General features: G+C 41.1%; 19 protein-coding genes. 15 read left to right on the forward strand and 4 right to left on the reverse strand.

The genetic code is table 11. The annotated features are described in order from the left end of the window. Positions 1 to 627: 627 nt before the first annotated feature. From ACZ5OK_RS01305 to ACZ5OK_RS01315, 3 genes are all read right to left on the reverse strand, one after another. Positions 628 to 1,476, reverse strand: coding sequence for a DegV family protein (locus ACZ5OK_RS01305; RefSeq protein WP_343843137.1), 849 nt, complete (start codon positions 1,474 to 1,476; stop codon positions 628 to 630). Positions 1,477 to 1,508: 32 nt separating this feature from the next. Continuing rightward, positions 1,509 to 2,411 carry a DMT family transporter gene (locus tag ACZ5OK_RS01310; RefSeq protein ID WP_343843138.1) on the reverse strand — a complete coding sequence of 301 codons (903 nt, stop codon included), beginning with the start codon at positions 2,409 to 2,411 and terminating at the stop codon, positions 1,509 to 1,511. A 321-nt stretch (positions 2,412 to 2,732) separates the two neighbouring features. Continuing rightward, positions 2,733 to 3,344 carry a rhomboid family intramembrane serine protease gene (locus ACZ5OK_RS01315; protein ID WP_343843139.1) on the reverse strand — a complete coding sequence of 204 codons (612 nt, stop codon included), beginning with the start codon at positions 3,342 to 3,344 and terminating at the stop codon, positions 2,733 to 2,735. A 175-nt stretch (positions 3,345 to 3,519) separates the two neighbouring features. Here ACZ5OK_RS01315 and acpS point away from each other — a divergent pair, with 175 nt between their 5' ends. From acpS to ACZ5OK_RS01385, 14 genes are all read left to right on the forward strand, one after another. Beyond that, complete coding sequence (acpS, locus tag ACZ5OK_RS01320) at positions 3,520 to 3,882, forward strand: holo-ACP synthase (protein ID WP_343843140.1); 363 nt, start codon at positions 3,520 to 3,522, stop codon at positions 3,880 to 3,882. A 277-nt stretch (positions 3,883 to 4,159) separates the two neighbouring features. Next, positions 4,160 to 5,182 carry a LolA family protein gene (locus tag ACZ5OK_RS01325; protein WP_343843141.1) on the forward strand — a complete coding sequence of 341 codons (1,023 nt, stop codon included), beginning with the start codon at positions 4,160 to 4,162 and terminating at the stop codon, positions 5,180 to 5,182. 194 nt (positions 5,183 to 5,376) lie between these two features. Continuing rightward, positions 5,377 to 6,558, forward strand: coding sequence for an alanine racemase (gene alr / locus ACZ5OK_RS01330; RefSeq protein ID WP_343843142.1), 1,182 nt, complete (start codon positions 5,377 to 5,379; stop codon positions 6,556 to 6,558). A 139-nt stretch (positions 6,559 to 6,697) separates the two neighbouring features. Then, on the forward strand, positions 6,698 to 7,018 hold the full coding sequence (locus tag ACZ5OK_RS01335) for an antitoxin (RefSeq protein WP_464758278.1): 321 nt from the start codon (positions 6,698 to 6,700) through the stop codon (positions 7,016 to 7,018). Positions 7,019 to 7,024: 6 nt separating this feature from the next. Further along, the gene (locus ACZ5OK_RS01340) at positions 7,025 to 7,375 is read left to right on the forward strand and encodes a type II toxin-antitoxin system PemK/MazF family toxin (protein WP_044164397.1); all 351 of its coding nucleotides are present in this window, start codon (positions 7,025 to 7,027) and stop codon (positions 7,373 to 7,375) included. Positions 7,376 to 7,620: 245 nt separating this feature from the next. Next, positions 7,621 to 8,487, forward strand: coding sequence for an RsbT co-antagonist protein RsbRA (locus tag ACZ5OK_RS01345; RefSeq protein WP_343843144.1), 867 nt, complete (start codon positions 7,621 to 7,623; stop codon positions 8,485 to 8,487). A 4-nt stretch (positions 8,488 to 8,491) separates the two neighbouring features. Beyond that, entirely contained in the window at positions 8,492 to 8,848 is a 357-nt protein-coding gene (locus tag ACZ5OK_RS01350; RefSeq protein ID WP_044164401.1) for an STAS domain-containing protein, read from the forward strand. Between the two features lies 1 nt (position 8,849). Then, positions 8,850 to 9,260, forward strand: a complete 411-nt coding sequence (locus ACZ5OK_RS01355; RefSeq protein ID WP_343843145.1) for an anti-sigma regulatory factor — start codon at positions 8,850 to 8,852, stop codon at positions 9,258 to 9,260. A gap of 10 nt (positions 9,261 to 9,270) precedes the next feature. Then, the gene (locus ACZ5OK_RS01360) at positions 9,271 to 10,263 is read left to right on the forward strand and encodes a PP2C family protein-serine/threonine phosphatase (RefSeq protein ID WP_343843146.1); all 993 of its coding nucleotides are present in this window, start codon (positions 9,271 to 9,273) and stop codon (positions 10,261 to 10,263) included. Between the two features lie 84 nt (positions 10,264 to 10,347). Further along, on the forward strand, positions 10,348 to 10,677 hold the full coding sequence (locus tag ACZ5OK_RS01365; protein WP_343843147.1) for an STAS domain-containing protein: 330 nt from the start codon (positions 10,348 to 10,350) through the stop codon (positions 10,675 to 10,677). Continuing rightward, the gene (gene rsbW / locus ACZ5OK_RS01370; protein ID WP_343843148.1) at positions 10,677 to 11,156 is read left to right on the forward strand and encodes an anti-sigma B factor RsbW; all 480 of its coding nucleotides are present in this window, start codon (positions 10,677 to 10,679) and stop codon (positions 11,154 to 11,156) included. Before ACZ5OK_RS01365 ends, rsbW begins: the two co-directional genes overlap by 1 nt. Then, on the forward strand, positions 11,128 to 11,919 hold the full coding sequence (gene sigB / locus ACZ5OK_RS01375) for an RNA polymerase sigma factor SigB (RefSeq protein WP_343843149.1): 792 nt from the start codon (positions 11,128 to 11,130) through the stop codon (positions 11,917 to 11,919). Before rsbW ends, sigB begins: the two co-directional genes overlap by 29 nt. Further along, on the forward strand, positions 11,916 to 12,518 hold the full coding sequence (locus ACZ5OK_RS01380; protein ID WP_343843150.1) for a SpoIIE family protein phosphatase: 603 nt from the start codon (positions 11,916 to 11,918) through the stop codon (positions 12,516 to 12,518). Before sigB ends, ACZ5OK_RS01380 begins: the two co-directional genes overlap by 4 nt. A 169-nt stretch (positions 12,519 to 12,687) precedes the next feature. After that, positions 12,688 to 14,859 (forward strand): Tex family protein, encoded by a 2,172-nt coding sequence (locus tag ACZ5OK_RS01385; protein WP_343843151.1) that lies wholly within the window; start codon positions 12,688 to 12,690, stop codon positions 14,857 to 14,859. 13 nt (positions 14,860 to 14,872) lie between these two features. On the opposite strand, the gene cmpA is transcribed toward ACZ5OK_RS01385, so the two are convergent. Then, a complete protein-coding gene (gene cmpA / locus ACZ5OK_RS01390) occupies positions 14,873 to 15,004 on the reverse strand; it encodes a cortex morphogenetic protein CmpA (RefSeq protein WP_343843152.1) in 132 nt (43 codons plus the stop codon). Positions 15,005 to 15,768: 764 nt separating this feature from the next. On the opposite strand from cmpA, the gene ACZ5OK_RS01395 reads away from it, so the two are divergent. Beyond that, positions 15,769 to 16,212 carry a SprT family protein gene (locus tag ACZ5OK_RS01395; protein WP_343843154.1) on the forward strand — a complete coding sequence of 148 codons (444 nt, stop codon included), beginning with the start codon at positions 15,769 to 15,771 and terminating at the stop codon, positions 16,210 to 16,212. The last annotated feature ends 136 nt before the right edge of the window (positions 16,213 to 16,348 follow it).

The raw sequence follows: 16,348 nt of genomic DNA on the forward strand, positions 1-16,348 counted from the left end.
TTGATTGATAAAAAGGGTGAAATGGTGGATTCCATTTGAATTGACGGATAAAATGGGCAAACAGACGTGAATGTCATGGATTTCGATTGATAACTTGAGAGAATAGACGTGTTATTTATAAGAAGAGACAGATTCAACCGAGTAAGGAATGGATGCATGGGATGTCTTCAAAACCAGGGCTGAAACTTATTAAAAACGGATTGATTCGATACAAAAAATGACGGATAAAATCCTGGATTTGACCGATTGATATCAGATATTGTATTGAATGGTATCAGGTCCAGTCATCCATTCGTGACCATAAAAAATGATCCATTCCTGACAAATTAATGAGGAATGGATCACTTTTATATAACCTAAACGGTCGCCTCCGCTTTTCTATGTCCAGCTGCGGCTCCTAGGTCAAGGCGGATATAAGCCAAAGCCATTCCGTGGCAAAAGGCATGCCCCTTCATGTCTTCGTCTTATCCCGCATGACCTGAACAGTCGCCTCCGCTTTTCTGTGTCCAGCTGCGGCTCCTAGGTCCAAGCGGTCATAAGCAGAATTTCCTCCATGGCCAAAAACCGGCCACTCCGGATATTCTGCTTATGCCGTCGGACCTGAACAGTCGCCTCCGCTTTTCTGTGTCAATCTCTAAAAAATGAGATGACGAGGCCGCCTTGGCCTGCGTATGTGGCGATTAGGGGGCCCATGTCCATGATGAGTGATTCCTGGAATGAGTATTTTTCTTTGATGTCTGTAAGGACTTTGTTTGCTCGTTCTTTGGTATTTCCGTGCGCCAGGGCAATGGTGCCGAAATTTTTTGTGTGCTCACCGATCTGATCAATAAATCGCCTCATCGCCTTTTTATTCCCTCTGACCTTTTCCGCTACATCAATGGTTCCTTCATCGGTTGCGTGTAACAGGAGTTTAATGTTCAGTGTTTTGGCGATGGCTCCTTTCACTTTATCCAGACGACCTCCCTTAATGAGGTTATCCAGAGTCCGAAGCACAAATAATGTGGACAGTTTCTCTGCACGTTCCTTCATATGGCTGACTAAGTCATGAAAATGAACATCCTGTGCCAGCTTCTTCCCGGCCTCATGCAGTAAGAGAGCAATTCCACAGGAGGCGGTTTTGGTGTTGATGATTTCAATTTGTCGGTCCGGTTGTTCATCCAGAAGCATGTCTTTCCCCATGACAGCACTCTGATATGTTCCACTAACCCCTTCTGAAATCGACAGCATTAAAATGGCTTTGTTTTCATCCACTTGTTTATAGGCTTCATAGAAATCCTGTGGGCTTGGGGCTGATGATTTTGGCAGTTCATCAGCTTCCTCCATAAGGGTGTAGTAATTTTCAATCTCAGAATCCGGGCTGACCTTATACCTTTCCCCATTAATCTGGATGTTTAGAGGTACAACGTCAATGTTTAATTTCTGCTGCAGAGTCGCGGGAATATCAGCACCGCCATCAGTCATTAATTGGATATCCATACATCTCACTCCTCAATCATACTAATCTCTATCTATTTTTCTTCCGCTGTGCGGGTATGCACACGGGAAGTGCTAAGAATAAACAGTATTAAACCAAAGATAACAATCGAACCACCAAGTATCTGGAACCAGGTTACGTTTTCGCCTAATATAAAATAAGCCAAAATCGATGCGCCAACAGGTTCAAAAAGCATCCCCATGGTAATGGTTGACGTGCTTACCCATCGAATGGCCCAATTAAATAAGGAATGACCCAAAAATGTAGGTATGATCGCAAGGGCTAAGAATACAAGCCAATGATCCAGATCATAGCCAAAAAAGGGTTGCTGCAGGATGAGATTATAAATCACTAATGTTAGGGAGCTTATCCCATAGACAATGAAGGTATAAGTTGCCAGGGGTGCTCTTTTTCTCACATTCTGTCCCACTAAAAAGTAGCCTGTAACCATCACCGCTCCAAGCAGTGCGAGCATATCACCAAACAAGGCCAGCCCACTTATTTGCAGGTCGCCCCAGCTTATAATAACGCTGCCAATAATGGTAATCAGCATGCTGATAATAGCCCCATATGTAAAGCGTTCGTGAAAAAATAAATACGTCCCGATAAAAGCGAAGATAGGCTGTAAAGTGACAAAGACAACTGAGCTTGCGACAGACGTGTAGTTTAAGGATTCAAACCAAAGGATAAAATGAAAGGCTAAAAAAATGCCTGCAAGAATGGATAATCCCCAATCCTTTGCATAGATGAAGGAAAATTCATTACGACGCTTCAATAATATATAGGGAGCCATAATGAGAACAGCTAACAGGAGTCGGTAATTTGCAATGATTGACGCTGGAGCCTGATCGGCCAGTTTGACGAGTACCGCAGCTGTTGAAACACTAAATACGCCAACGGTAACGGCGATATATGGGGTGATTCCTCTTTTGTCCATTCAATGTTCCTCCAGCAGAGTCGATGGTTTAATACTGTACTTCTACTTTCCTTTTGCTAAAAGTCTGTTATTTTCATATTTTATCATGGATTGCCCATAATTACACTGGACAATCCCATGTTTTCCTGTAAATGCAGATCGATAAACATATATTCTGTAAGGCTTCTTTTTATCACGCATGAACTGGCCGTAGTACCCCCACTTCAATTCTTGAGGGTAACCTAACAAGACTAAGTGGGGAAAAACGGCCAGTAACTTCCTGATAAGTTCAACTAACCATAAGTGGGGGAAGGAGAAAACCCCACTTATGGAAGTTTCCCTTTATATCCAATAGTTTCTTTTCACATTGCTTAAGAGAATATTCGCTAATGCGAACCCTCCAATGAAACCGAAGATATGTGCATAGATGTTTATATTTGCACGCAGGAATGTCATAATGAGAGCAATAATCATGATGACTGTAATAATTTGGGTGCTTTGATGATCCAGTAAATCTTTTCTGAACAGGACCATAAATAAGTAGGCACCAAACAAACCGAAAATGGCCCCGGAGGCTCCGGCGTGGGTTAGATTCATAGAAGCTAACCAGAGAGTAGCCAGATTTCCGATTACACCTGAAAGCACATATAATATAATAAATTTAAATTTACCCAGCATTCTTTCCAAAGCCGGGCCGAATAACACGAGAGAAAAAGAGTTGAAAATGGCGTGCATAAGACCAAAATGAAAGAAAATGGCTGTAAAAAGTCGCCAGTATTCATTGTAAGCAGAAATAAGTCCGTTCTGACCCAGTCCAAGATACCGGATTGTATCAAACAGAGGAATGGGCAAAAATTCTGTGAATAGCCACAAACCAAGGTTTATGGCAACAATCACACTGACAACAGGATAAAAGCGAAGAAATTCCTGAAAACTTTCCGTACGAATAAACATAGCATCACCTATTTAATATGGTTTGTTTCATATTATACATATTTTCAAGCGTTCATACGGATAAATTGCTTATTTTATGAAAAATTATCACGCATGAACTGGCCGTAATACCCCCCACTGACGGAAGTTTCACTTTATGGAAACTTTATTTATATACAGAGAGTGAGGAAGTGCTGTGATTAAAGGTCTGGGTGTCGATATAACTGAGATTGACAGAATTGAACAAGCGATAAGAAAAAATAACCGGTTTCCGGAAAGGATTCTGTCTGAAAGGGAATTAAAGCTGTTTCATCAGCTTTCATCCTGGAGACGAAAAGTTGAATTTGCTGCGGGTAGGTTTGCGGCAAAGGAAGCTTATTCTAAGGCACAGGGGACGGGGATCGGAACGGCGTATTCATTTCGTGATATTGAAATTTTGCCTGATCCTCAGGGGAAGCCGGATGTCTTTATAAAAGGCCGGCAGGAAGCGAATGCTCTCGTATCCATCTCACATAGTACAGAAATTGTTTTTGCAGAAGTTTTGATTCAGGAAGGCTAGTCTGCATATTCACATAGTTTGTCTCATATATTCTAGTGCGGGTGAAAAGGGGACGAAAATATAACACCGCGGAAGAAGGACATGTATGGAGGTTATTCATTTGATGCTTGTGATGAAAAACCAGGAAACCACTGAATGGAGGAGGGTAAATGATAAACAATGGACAATGATATTGCAGAAATAAGTTAAGTTTATACAAAAACGTACATGCTCATGTTCGCGGTGAGTAGAATACGTTCCCTATGTGTTTTCGAAATGAGGCAAAGGAGTTGTGAACATGAAGAAAAAATTATTGCTCTTTAGCTTGGCTGTCTTTCTGCTCATTTTCATGTCTGCGTGTGGGGAAAAGTCCAAAGAGGATGTGATTGGTTCTCTGGAAGATAAAATGGAAGAAATGAGTGGGTACAAGGCACAGGCTAAGATGGATCTGAAGACAGGGGAAGATGTACAAAGCTACGAGATTAATATTTGGCATCAGAAGAAGGATATGTACCGTGTGGAGTTAAACAACCCGGACAGTGAAAAGGGGAATCAGATAATCCTTAAAAACAAAGAAGGGGTATTTGTTCTGACTCCTGCATTAAACAAAAGCTTTAAATTCCAGAGTGAGTGGCCTGATAACAGCAGCCAGCCGTACCTGTTCGGATCATTAATTCAAGATGTGGTCAGTGATCAGGAATCTGAATTTAAACAGACCGAAAATCATTACGTATTTACGACCAAAACAAACTATCAAAGCAATAATAACCTTCCGTATCAGGAAATCACATTCTCCAAAGAATCCTTAAAGCCGGTCATGGTAAAGGTGATGGATAAGGATTATCAGTCCTTAGTGGAGATTTCCTTCTCATCCTTTGAATTTGACCCTGAGTTTGCTGAAGATGATTTTGATACGCAAAAGAATCTGACAAGCAGTGTTATGAATGTACCAGCCATGGCAAGCTCAGAAGAAGAGAAGCCAATGGAAGTTCTTTATCCAGTGAATGTGCCTGAGGGATCTTCACTGGCTGAAGAACAAAAGACAGAATTTGAAAATGGTACAAGGGTCATTCAAACCTATGAGGGGGAGAAAAACTTCACACTGGTCCAGGAAAACTATGATTCCTATCCGACAAGCATTACTTCTCCGGTCAATACCGATGGAAGTCCGGTTAATCTGGGTGCAACTGTGGGAGTTATGACAGATTCTTCTGTTGAATGGAGTGAAGGAAATACCCGGTTCTACTTAGCCAGCAAAGATCTGACTCGTGACGAAATGATTGAGATTGCTTCCTCTGTCGAAGGAAAAGGTATCAAGTAATTGGTGTGTGCACAGACCTGCAGGGATGAGGCTGAGTGGCAGTATTTTGGCAAACTGCCCTCAGTCCGGATTCCCGCAGGTCTTTTTGTTTGCAGTTTCGTAGTTTCATTCACCAGTCGCCTTCGCTTTTACTCCTTGACACTTTTGATTTCAAGTTGAATAATAGAAAAAAAGTACGAGAGGGGTCTTGTGTTTTGTCATTACAGCCTTTTTACCGTGATTCCTGGTGTGAGGTTAACTTGGATGCGATTCAGTATAATATTCGACAATTAAAACTTGTTTTGGCAGAGGATACAAAAATATTTGCTGTTGTGAAGGGAAATGCTTATGGTCACGGTGATATTCAGGTAGCAAATGCAGCACTGGAGGAAGGAGTCTTTGGGCTTGCTGTTACCTTACTGGACGAAGCGTTAAAATTACGTCAGGCTGGGATAGAAGCCCCTATTCTCGTTATGAGCTGGGTACGGCCGGAGGATGTCAGGCTTGCGGCTGATCATGATATAGCGGTGACGGTCTTCCAGAAGGAGTGGGTGGAGCAGGCAAGGGATTTTCTTCATGGACAGACCCTTTCTGTTCATGTCAAAATCGACACCGGAATGGGACGTGTCGGCATTCGTTCGGAAGAGGAAATGAAGGACTTGCTTCACGTTCTCCATGATTCACGTTTTCAAATTACAGGTGCTTTTACCCATTTTGCTACTGCAGATGAAGAGGATGAATTATATTATCAAAAACAACAATCACGGTTCTCGGCATGTATCGACATGCTGAAATCCTCGGTTAAAGATGATTCGATGGTGGTTCATTCCGGGAACAGTGCGGCTAGTATGCGTTATCCCGAAGATATGTTTGATGGGGTCCGATTCGGAATCAGCATGTATGGTCTTTACCCGTCTGCGTATGTGAAACAGATAAAACCCATCGATTTGCAGCCCGCATTTTCCCTACACAGTAAACTGATTCACGTCAAAAAGGTGCCTGCAGGGGAAGGAATCAGTTATGGAAAAACCTATCAGACAAAAGAGGAAGAGTGGATCGGTACGGTACCAATAGGATATGCAGATGGCTGGATACGGAAGCTGAACAAACAGCATGTGATCATTAATGGCAAAAAAATGCCGATTGTGGGAAGAATTTGTATGGATCAATTTATGGTTAAGCTCGATGGTCCTTTTGAGGTAGGTGAACAGGTGACGCTTATCGGAAAGCAGGGAGAGGAAGAGGTCACTATAGACGAGGTTGCTGAAACCTTGGAGACAATCACCTATGAAATTCCTTGTACAATTAGTTACCGAGTTCCACGGGTCTATATGCACAATCATAAACTTACTGATGTGGAAAACAAATTGTATTCCGAAAAAATGTGTTTAAAATAAAACATAATTGTGTAAAATTGGAATAGATATGAAAATGGCTGGATGTTACGTTTAATCTTCGCGTGAATAGCGGTAATAAAAGTTCCAATCTATTTTTTGCAGGGCTTTGCAATGCAAGTCCCTTAATGGTATTATTGATATGGATTTATATGATTGTCACGATTTCATGGTGGAGGTGTATGTTGTGTCCGAGGGTTCACAGGAAATTGTAGTAAAACTACCACAACAAATGGTTGAAGAATTAGACAACTTGAGAAAGTATGAAGATTGCGACCGAAATGACTTGATTTGCCAAGCTATGAAGATGTATTTGCATGATAAAAAGAAACGTGATATCCGAGAGACAATGCGCCGCGGTTATGTGGAAATGGCTAATATTAATTTAAACATTGCATCTGAAGCTTTCCAAGCTGAAGAGGAGGCTGAAACTACCCTCGAACGCCTTGTGAGCGGGGGGTAAAATCTGTTGATGGTAAAAAGAGGCGACGTCTTTTTTGCGGATCTCTCTCCTGTCGTTGGGTCGGAACAAGGTGGCGTTCGCCCAGTATTAGTCATTCAAAATGATATAGGTAACCGTTTTAGTCCAACTTGTATTGTTGCCGCTATTACCGCACAAATACAGAAAGCTAAATTACCGACCCATGTTGAAATTGATGCTAAAAAGTACGGGTTTGAGCGTGATTCGGTAATATTACTGGAACAAATTCGCACCATCGATAAACAACGGCTAACGGACAAAATCACACAACTGGACGAGACTCTTATGAAGCGTGTTGATGAAGCATTACAAATCAGTCTCGGACTTATAGACTTTTAAAGCTGCTCGGATATGGGTAGCTTTTTTTGTTTTATAATTTACAGGATAGGATCACTTGTGCCTTAGAATTCAGGCATGGCCGCGTTCGGCTCCGGTGACTGTCGAGACTGTCTTTCCAAACGGAGCTTCCGCCTAGTTAATATTCTTTTCTTTTTTTATATTAAATGGTACATTATAAAATGGATAGTTATTTAATTATTTAAAATTATTACATATATTTCAAAATATCGAAGGGGGCCGGTGATTTGGATAAACTTCTAAGAGAAATAGTATTGGAAAATAGTGATCAAATTGTTAAAAAGTGGTTGGAGGAGATTGAACGTAAACAAGTACGTGCTTACTCCGCTTCTATTTCCGAGGAGTTGTTTGAAAGCACCAACCGGGAGTTTGTGAACGTTATTTTTTCAAGTGTGGAAAAGGAAGGGATGCTGGAAGATTTACATAACTTTTCCGAGCGTTTGATTCAGTTGGGGTGGCCTTTAAGCTATCTTACGGAGGGTATGCAGGCTTTTCGCAGAGTAACCGTTAATTTTATTCTGGAGAGAAGTGAAGAGGTTGACTCGAAACAGTTCGCTGAGATTCTTGAAAGTGTCGATCAATGGATTGATCCGATTGTAAACTTCCTTGTTACTGAATACTCGGGAAACTGGGAAAATACCCTATCGATTCAAAGAATGGCCCTGCAGGAGTTATCTGCGCCTTTGATTCCGGTCATGGAAGGGATCACAGTCATGCCGCTTGTAGGTACGATTGATACCGAACGGGCTAAGCTCATTATGGAAAATCTTTTGGATGGTGTCATTAAACATAATGCAGAGGTCGTATTAATTGATATTACAGGTGTACCTGTGGTTGATACAATGGTTGCTCATCATATCATTCAGGCTGCTGAAGCGGTTCGGCTTATTGGTGCATCCTGCATATTGGTGGGAATTCGTCCGGAAATTGCCCAGACAATTGTTAATTTGGGTATTGATCTATCAAACTTCCCAACGAAGAGTTCCCTGCAGAAAGGGTTCAGGTCAGCTCTCGAGATTACTGGACGCCGGGTTGTAGATGTAGGCAAAGAAGATGACATAGAGGACATTCTGGATTCTTTAGGTAAGGAGTGAAAATTTGAGAATACCAATTTTGAAGCTGCATAACTATTTGCTGATTTCCATACAAACGGAGTTAGACGATAAGACAGCTATTCAGTTTCAGGAGGATTTATTAAACAAAATTCATGAAACATGGGCAACTGGTGTAGTTATTGATTTAACTTCAGTGGAAATTGTGGATTCGTATATTGCTAAAATACTAGGTGACGTAGTGTCAATGTCTGATTTAATGGGGGCGAAGGTTGTGTTAACAGGCATACAACCGGCTGTAGCTATGACTTTAATTGACTTAGGAATACATTTAAAGGATGTACCTACAGCACTGGACTTGGAACAGGGCCTTATTAAACTTAGACAGGAATTGGAGGAGTAATATGATGAGTAAACACTTCCAATCCTGTATCCCGATACAAAAAGAATGGGATATTGTTGCAGCGCGTCAACAGGGCCGGGATATCGCAAAGAAAATCGGCTTCGGTTCTGTCGATCAGGCAAGAATCGCAACAGCAATATCCGAACTGGCGAGAAACATCTATTTATATGCCAATAAAGGACAAATCTGCTTTGATTACCTGGAAGATATGGAACATAAAGGAATAAAAATTCTCGCTTTGGATGAGGGCCCGGGTATCTCAGATATAAGTAAGGTTATGGAGGATGGCTATACAACATCTGGAGGGTTGGGAGCCGGACTTCCCGGGATTAAACGGTTAATGGATCACTTTGATATTGATTCAGAGGAAGGTAAAGGTACAGAGGTGATTATTGAGAAGTGGCTTCGGTAAGGGGGGATAAATGGTCTTGGAAAAATATAAAAACTTATTAAAGAATTATTTGCAATCAAAGGATGAAACGGCCTTATATCGGGCGGATCAATTTAGTAAACAGTCCCTGCAGCAGGAAATCTCACCGGATGAGATTGTTCAAATACATATCGATGCTATGCAGGATTTATATCCGGATTTGCCTGAGGATATGAGACTTTCTCTTCATTTCCTTCTGGAGACCATGATTTCATATGGTATTGCTCACCACGAGTTCCGTGCTTTGCGGGAAAAACAGCTCGAGCTAAAGTATGAAATTGAAGTTGCTGCGAATATGCAGAACACCTTATTGAATACGGTAATTCCCGATGTTGAGGAGCTTGATATAGGAGCTGTATCTGTTGCGGCTCAGCAGATGAATGGGGATTACTATCATTTTATACAGGACCATCGTAATGTGGGGGTTGCCGTTGCGGATGTCATTGGAAAAGGAATCCCTGCAGCCTTATGTATGTCCATGATTAAATACGCGTTAGATACATATCCTGATAATCTTTCGAGTCCGAAGACCATTTTAAAATTATTAAACCGTGTTGTCGAACGTAATGTGGAACCTGGAATGTTTATTACGATGTTCTATGGCTTCTACAATGATGAGGACCATTCCTTTCACTATGCGTCTGCCGGTCATGAGCCGGGCTTATTTTATGATGCATCATCGGACAGCTTTGAGAAAATGGAAACAAAGGGGATTGTGCTGGGGGTAGAGGAAAATACATCCTATCAGCAATATTCCAAGATCCTCTCCGTTGGGGACATGATTATTTTGTTTACAGATGGTGTGACAGAATGCAGACGCGGAGATCAATTTATTCAGACGGAAGAAATATTGGATATTATCAAGCAATACATACATATGTCGGCACAGGAAATCGTTGACCATGTCTATCGGTATTTCGAACGATTACAGGATTTTGATTTACGTGATGACTTTACATTAATTATCTTAAGAAGGAATTCTTGAAAAACTTTAAAATAAAGGTTTAAAGATTCCTGTGAAAGGGAATGAACATAGAAGTTAGTAAAAATTTTTTTGGGGGTTCGGAACATGAATTTAAGTATTGATGTTTCTCGAACAGATGATATTCATCATGTGAAACTATCAGGTGAAATTGATGTGTATACCGCACCAAAACTCAAAGAAACCATCCTTCCGCTAACAAAGGAAGAGGGTGTTTCAATCAAGGTGGACCTTGAAAAGATCAACTATATGGATAGTACGGGTCTTGGTGTATTTATAAGCGGGTTAAAATCAGCAAAAGAAAATCATTCGGAGCTGATTTTGATGAATTTACATGAGCGTGTATATAGATTGTTTGATATTACCGGCTTAAAAGAAGTCTTCAAAATAGAAAATACGGTTCGGGGTGGAAAGTAATGCAGGAACCTTTTGACTTTATTGAGATTAAAATACCAGCGAAGCCGGAGTACGTTGGGATTGTACGTCTGTCTATTTCGGGGATAGCTAATCGTTTAGGATTTTCTTTTGAAGAGATTGAAGATTTAAAGGTTGCCGTATCGGAAGCAATCACAAACACAGTCCAGCATGCCTATCGGGGGGTGGAAGAAGGAGAGGTCACCATAGGGTTTGGTTTATACCATGATCGATTGGAAGTTATGGTAGCCGATCGTGGAGGCAGCTTTGATTTATCTGAGATCAAACAGGATATTGGTCCTTATAGACCTGAGGAATCCATTGATGGGCTTAGGGAAAGCGGATTTGGACTATTTCTGATTGAAGAACTGATGGATAAGTTAGAGATTAATAATGATTATGGTGTGATTGTGATTATGACCAAGCATCTCCATAAAAATGGGGTGGAACCTAATGACGGCGAAATCTCAACCACACAATGATTATGATGAAGAGGTTTATCAATGGATAGAAACCCTTCAAAAGAATCCGCAAAACGAAACTGTACATGAGAAGCTGGTTCTGGAATTTGAAAATTTAGTTCACTCCATTGCCAGTAAATATTCCAAGAACAGTTCCATCCATGAGGACCTTGTACAAGTTGGTATGCTGGGTTTGATGGCTGCCATTAAACGTTATGATCCTTCTGTAGGAAAATCCTTTGAAGCCTTTGCTATACCTACAATCGTGGGTGAGATGAAGAGATTTATCCGGGATAAAACATGGAGTGTACACGTCCCTCGACGAATTAAGGAGCTCGGGCCAAAAATTAAAAAAGCCGCGGAGGAATTAACTTCGAGTCTCCAATATTCTCCGTCTGTAAAGGAAATTGCTGAGCATCTTGGGGTCAGTGAAGAGGAAGTGCTCGAAGCGATGGAAATGAGCCAAAGCTATCGTGCTTTATCGGCTGATCGGAAAATGGAGTCAGATTCAGATGGGGGAAAGGTTTCCATTCTTGATTTAGTGGGTGCAAAAGAGGACGGATATAACCAGGTTGATTACAAAATGCTTCTGGAGAAATTAATGCCTGTTTTATCTCAGCGTGAACGTCAGATTATCCAGTTCATTTACTTTGAAAATAAAAGTCAAAAGGAAACTGGAGAACATCTTGGTATTTCACAAATGCATGTTTCCCGACTGCAAAGGCGTGCCTTGAGAAAGCTTCGAGAGGCCTTACAGTCGGATAGTCCGGAGGTTTTATTTTGAATGCAGAAAATCATCGTATGGAGGTATCTGTTTTCCAGGAAGCAAAAGGTGGAAATCATTGTAATGGAGACTGCTTCTTCTATAAAGAGACAGAACATCAATTTATTTCGGTTTTAGCAGATGGCCTTGGAAGCGGAATGGATGCAAAGGAATCTTCAAATGCTGTTATAGAAGTTATCGAAAATCATTATACAGAGTCTATTGATCAATTAATTAAACGGTGCAATGACAAGCTTATCCATAAGCGTGGGGCCGTATTAGGTGTTTTGAAATTGGATTTTAAAAATCATACGTATTCACTGACATCTATCGGGAATGTTGGTATCACCTTAATCCCTTTAAATGGCCAGAAAAAAAGGACCATTCCAACCCCTGGGTATTTACCGAGCTATGGTTATCCCTATAAGATTAAACGGGAAAAACTTGAACAGGGAAATGTCTTTTTAATGTACTCAGACGGGGTAGATGAACGAAAACTCTTTACGAAAATGACCAATTTTAATGATGTAACAGGAATCACAGATACTTATGCCAGGCTGCACAAGGAAACGCAGACGGATGATACAACTTTAATGGCCATGCGGTATAAGGCAGTATAAACGGAGGGGACCCTTTTATGGAAGGGTCTTTTTGTTTGTGAACGATTCTAATCCCTGTGACTTTAGACGGTTTTCGCTTTTTGCAGATCTTTTGGTAAAATGAGTAGGGTATAATAAAGAAAGAACCTGGCCATGAAGGCGGACTTATAGAAACCAAGGAGGAAGCAATTTGAAGGAAGCAACAAATGAACAAGTGATTGTTAAGGAAGTAAGCCAATCGTTGAAATTACGTGAACAGACCACTGAAAAAGTTATACATATGCTTCAGGAAGGAAATACGGTTCCCTTTATCGCCCGTTACCGTAAAGAAGCTACAGGTGGGCTGGATGAGGTTCAGATAAAAGAAATTGAAGATAAATATGAATATCAGGTACAGTTACATAATCGAAAAGAAGAAGTTATCCGGCTGATAGATGAACAGGGAAAGCTGACAGATGAACTGAAACAGGAAATTACAAACGCCAATCAGCTTCAACGGGTAGAAGATCTTTATCGTCCGTATAAGCAGAAGAGAAGAACCCGGGCCACCATCGCTAAAGAAAAAGGTCTGGAACCATTAGCAGAACAAATCTACATGAATCAATCCGGTGTAGATATCCAGGCAGAAGCTCCGGGCTACTTTTCGGATGAATATGAACTTGCCACAGTTAAGGATGTTCTGGGCGGCGTTAATGACATTATTGCTGAATGGATTTCTGATGAACCTAAATTCAGAGAGAAAATCAGACAGGATACCTTCCAGCGGGGTTTATTGGAAACGAAGGGTAAAAATGAAGAGCAGGATGAAAAGGGAATTTATCATATGTATTACGATTTCCAGGAATCTGTGCGTAAAATTGCCTCCCATCGTGTACTGGCTGTTAACCGGGGAGAAAAGGAGGACATTTTAAAGGTTTCCATCACTCCCCCTGAGGAACATATCCTGGCATATCTGCAGGATCAGGTGCTGGATAAGCCTAGTGTAGATGTCAAAGAAGTCCTGGTGAATGCGATACAGGATTCATACAAACGTTTGATTGGTCCATCCATTGAAAGAGAAATTCGCAATACACTAACCGAAGAAGCAGAAGAGCATGCCATTCAGATCTTTTCAAAAAACTTAAGGAACTTGCTTTTACAGCCACCGTTAAAAGGCAAAACGGTCTTAGGTGTCGATCCTGCTTACCGGACAGGCTGCAAATTAGCGGTGGTGGATGAAACAGGAAAAGCAGGGGACATTGCTGTCATGTACCCTACTCCTCCTAAGAATGATAAGGATGGCGCCGAGAAAATCTTTATGCGTATGATTGAGGCTTATCCGGTAGAGATCGTTGCGATTGGAAATGGAACAGCCTCCAGGGAAACGGAACAATTTGTAGCAGATATGATTCAGAAGCATCAGTTGGATATTTCCTATATTATTGTTAATGAAGCGGGAGCCAGTGTATATTCAGCTTCAAAGCTTGCCCGTGAAGAATTTCCGGACTTTCAAGTAGAAGAGAGAAGTGCTATTTCAATAGCAAGACGACTTCAGGATCCGTTAAGTGAGCTCGTAAAAATCGACCCGAAATCGATTGGTGTCGGTCAATACCAGCATGATGTCAGTCAAAAGAAATTAAGTGAGTCGCTTACCTTTGTTGTTGAAACCGTTGTAAACCAGGTAGGGGTGAATGTGAATACAGCCTCGGCATCTCTTCTGCAATATGTGTCAGGATTAAACAAAACCGTAGCAAATAATATCGTTAAATATCGAGATGAAAATGGCAAGTTAAACAGCAGGAAGCAATTAAAGAAGGTTCCCCGGTTAGGGGCCAAAACCTATGAACAGGCGATTGGCTTTCTGCGGATAACCGATGGCACAGAGCCTTTGGATGGAACACCGATTCATCCGGAGAGTTATGATCAGACAAAAGCGCTCCTGCAGCAATTAGGTTTGACTACAGATAACCTGGGTGAAGCTGATTTGGTAGATGCTTTAAATCAAATCGAAGTAAAAACAATGGCCGACGAGCTTCAAATGGGTGTACCGACACTTCAGGATATCATTGAAGCGCTGAAAAAACCGAAACGTGACCCGCGTGATGACCTGGAGAAACCAATTCTTAAGAAAGATGTTCTTTCAATGGAGGATCTAAAGCCTGGAATGGAGCTGCAGGGAACTGTACGAAATGTAGTTGATTTTGGTGCTTTTGTAGATGTTGGAGTAAAACAGGATGGCCTAGTGCATATTTCAAAACTGTCGAATAAGTTTGTTAAAAACCCACTGGATGTTGTTGCCGTCGGAGATATTGTGACAGTCTGGGTCGATGAAGTGAATATGGACAGAGAGCGTATTGCTCTTACCATGATTGAACCTCAGTAAATGGAAACACTGATTATGTTTGAGATTTTTCGTTATGGACAAATCTCCGTCGATAAAAAAACCAGCATTGGTTCAGCATTTTAATTTGATAAATATCCTTTTTGCGAAAAGCGTTTTGCATTTGCTTTAAAAACCAATTCGGCATAATACCCCCTCCGTATTTAATTGGTCTATTCTTATCTTATGCAAAACGACGGTTCAGGTTTATATGTATTTTATAGAATTGATAAAAAGCCTTCCCATGATTGGGGAGGTTTTCTTTTTACCTGAATTGGTATGAGTCACTGGTTTACGGTTTACGCCGGTCATGCACACATAAGCAGCTTGATCACGCATGAACTGGCCGTAACACCTCTAATTCAGGTTTTGAGGGTAACCCGACAAGACTAAGAGGGGGCGGCCAGTAAATTCCTGATAAGTTCAACTAATCATCAGTGGAGAACCCCTGATGGTTAGATTCCCTTTATGATAGTAAAAGGAAGAAGGGTCCGAACCATAATTTGATGCCTGTGAACAAATCATCCAGTAATTACCATAGAAATTGAGGCTAAAAAGGTATATAATCAGTAATTGTTGTTGAGAAGGACAAGTTTTGCCGGTACAATAGATTTATCACGTATTAACTGGCCGTAATACCCCTACTTCAAGTCTTGAGGGTACCAACAAGACTAAGTGGGGGATAAATGGCCAGTAAATCCCTGATAAGTTCAACTAACAAGAAAAGCGGAGGCGACCGGTTAGGCCCGACGGCATAAGCAGAATATCCGGAGTGGCTGTATTTTGGCCATGGAGGGTATTCTGCTTATGACCGCTTGGGCCTGGGAGCCGCAGCTGGCCAAATCAGTGGGGGATGGAGAAAACCCCCACTGATGGAAGTTTCACTTTATATGAATAAATTGAGGTTCCATTATGGATAATACCGAGCTATTGCATTTAGTGAAACAAATTTCAATAAAATACTTTAAAAAACCCTTTCCTGACGATGCAATCTTTAATAATCGTTTGCGAACCACAGGTGGAAGGTATCTGCCTTCAAAGCGCAGGATTGAAATTAATCCTAAATATCTGCGTGAATTAGGGATAGATGAGTTAACAGGGATTATTAAACACGAACTCTGTCACTATCACTTACACATTGAAGGTAAAGGGTATCAGCATCGGGACAGAGACTTTAGGGAATTACTTAATAAGGTCGACGCTCCCCGTCACTGCCGTGCGCTGCCTTCCAAGGAAAATGAAAAACGGCATCATTATAAATGTACGCAATGCGGGTTACTTTATAAAAGAAAACGCCAGATAAATCTTAGCAGGTATAGATGTGGAAAATGTAAGGGAAGGCTAAAAAAGGTTTAAAAAAGATATTGACGCAGGCTCCGAAAGCATGTTAAATTATATAAGCCTTAAACAAACAGCGTGTTCTTTTGAAACAGCGAATCCTCTTAGAAAAAAGCGAATAAAAAAGTTATAATAAGGGTTTGACAAAAAGAAC

It is taken from the genome of Salinibacillus aidingensis (assembly GCF_055393355.1).

Bases quoted from the DNA above. Each gene is read 5' to 3' on its own strand.
- ACZ5OK_RS01305 (WP_343843137.1), bottom strand. From the start codon at position 1,476: ATGGATATCCAATTAATGACTGATGGCGGTGCTGATATTCCCGCGACT.
- ACZ5OK_RS01310 (WP_343843138.1), bottom strand. From the start codon at position 2,411: ATGGACAAAAGAGGAATCACCCCATATATCGCCGTTACCGTTGGCGTA.
- ACZ5OK_RS01315 (WP_343843139.1), bottom strand. From the start codon at position 3,344: ATGTTTATTCGTACGGAAAGTTTTCAGGAATTTCTTCGCTTTTATCCT.
- ACZ5OK_RS01325 (WP_343843141.1), top strand. From the start codon at position 4,160: ATGAAGAAAAAATTATTGCTCTTTAGCTTGGCTGTCTTTCTGCTCATT.
- ACZ5OK_RS01335 (WP_464758278.1), top strand. From the start codon at position 6,698: ATGGATTTATATGATTGTCACGATTTCATGGTGGAGGTGTATGTTGTG.
- ACZ5OK_RS01355 (WP_343843145.1), top strand. From the start codon at position 8,850: ATGATGAGTAAACACTTCCAATCCTGTATCCCGATACAAAAAGAATGG.
- ACZ5OK_RS01360 (WP_343843146.1), top strand. From the start codon at position 9,271: ATGGTCTTGGAAAAATATAAAAACTTATTAAAGAATTATTTGCAATCA.
- ACZ5OK_RS01365 (WP_343843147.1), top strand. From the start codon at position 10,348: ATGAATTTAAGTATTGATGTTTCTCGAACAGATGATATTCATCATGTG.
- rsbW (WP_343843148.1), top strand. From the start codon at position 10,677: ATGCAGGAACCTTTTGACTTTATTGAGATTAAAATACCAGCGAAGCCG.
- sigB (WP_343843149.1), top strand. From the start codon at position 11,128: ATGACGGCGAAATCTCAACCACACAATGATTATGATGAAGAGGTTTAT.
- cmpA (WP_343843152.1), bottom strand. From the start codon at position 15,004: ATGCCGAATTGGTTTTTAAAGCAAATGCAAAACGCTTTTCGCAAAAAG.
- ACZ5OK_RS01395 (WP_343843154.1), top strand. From the start codon at position 15,769: ATGGATAATACCGAGCTATTGCATTTAGTGAAACAAATTTCAATAAAA.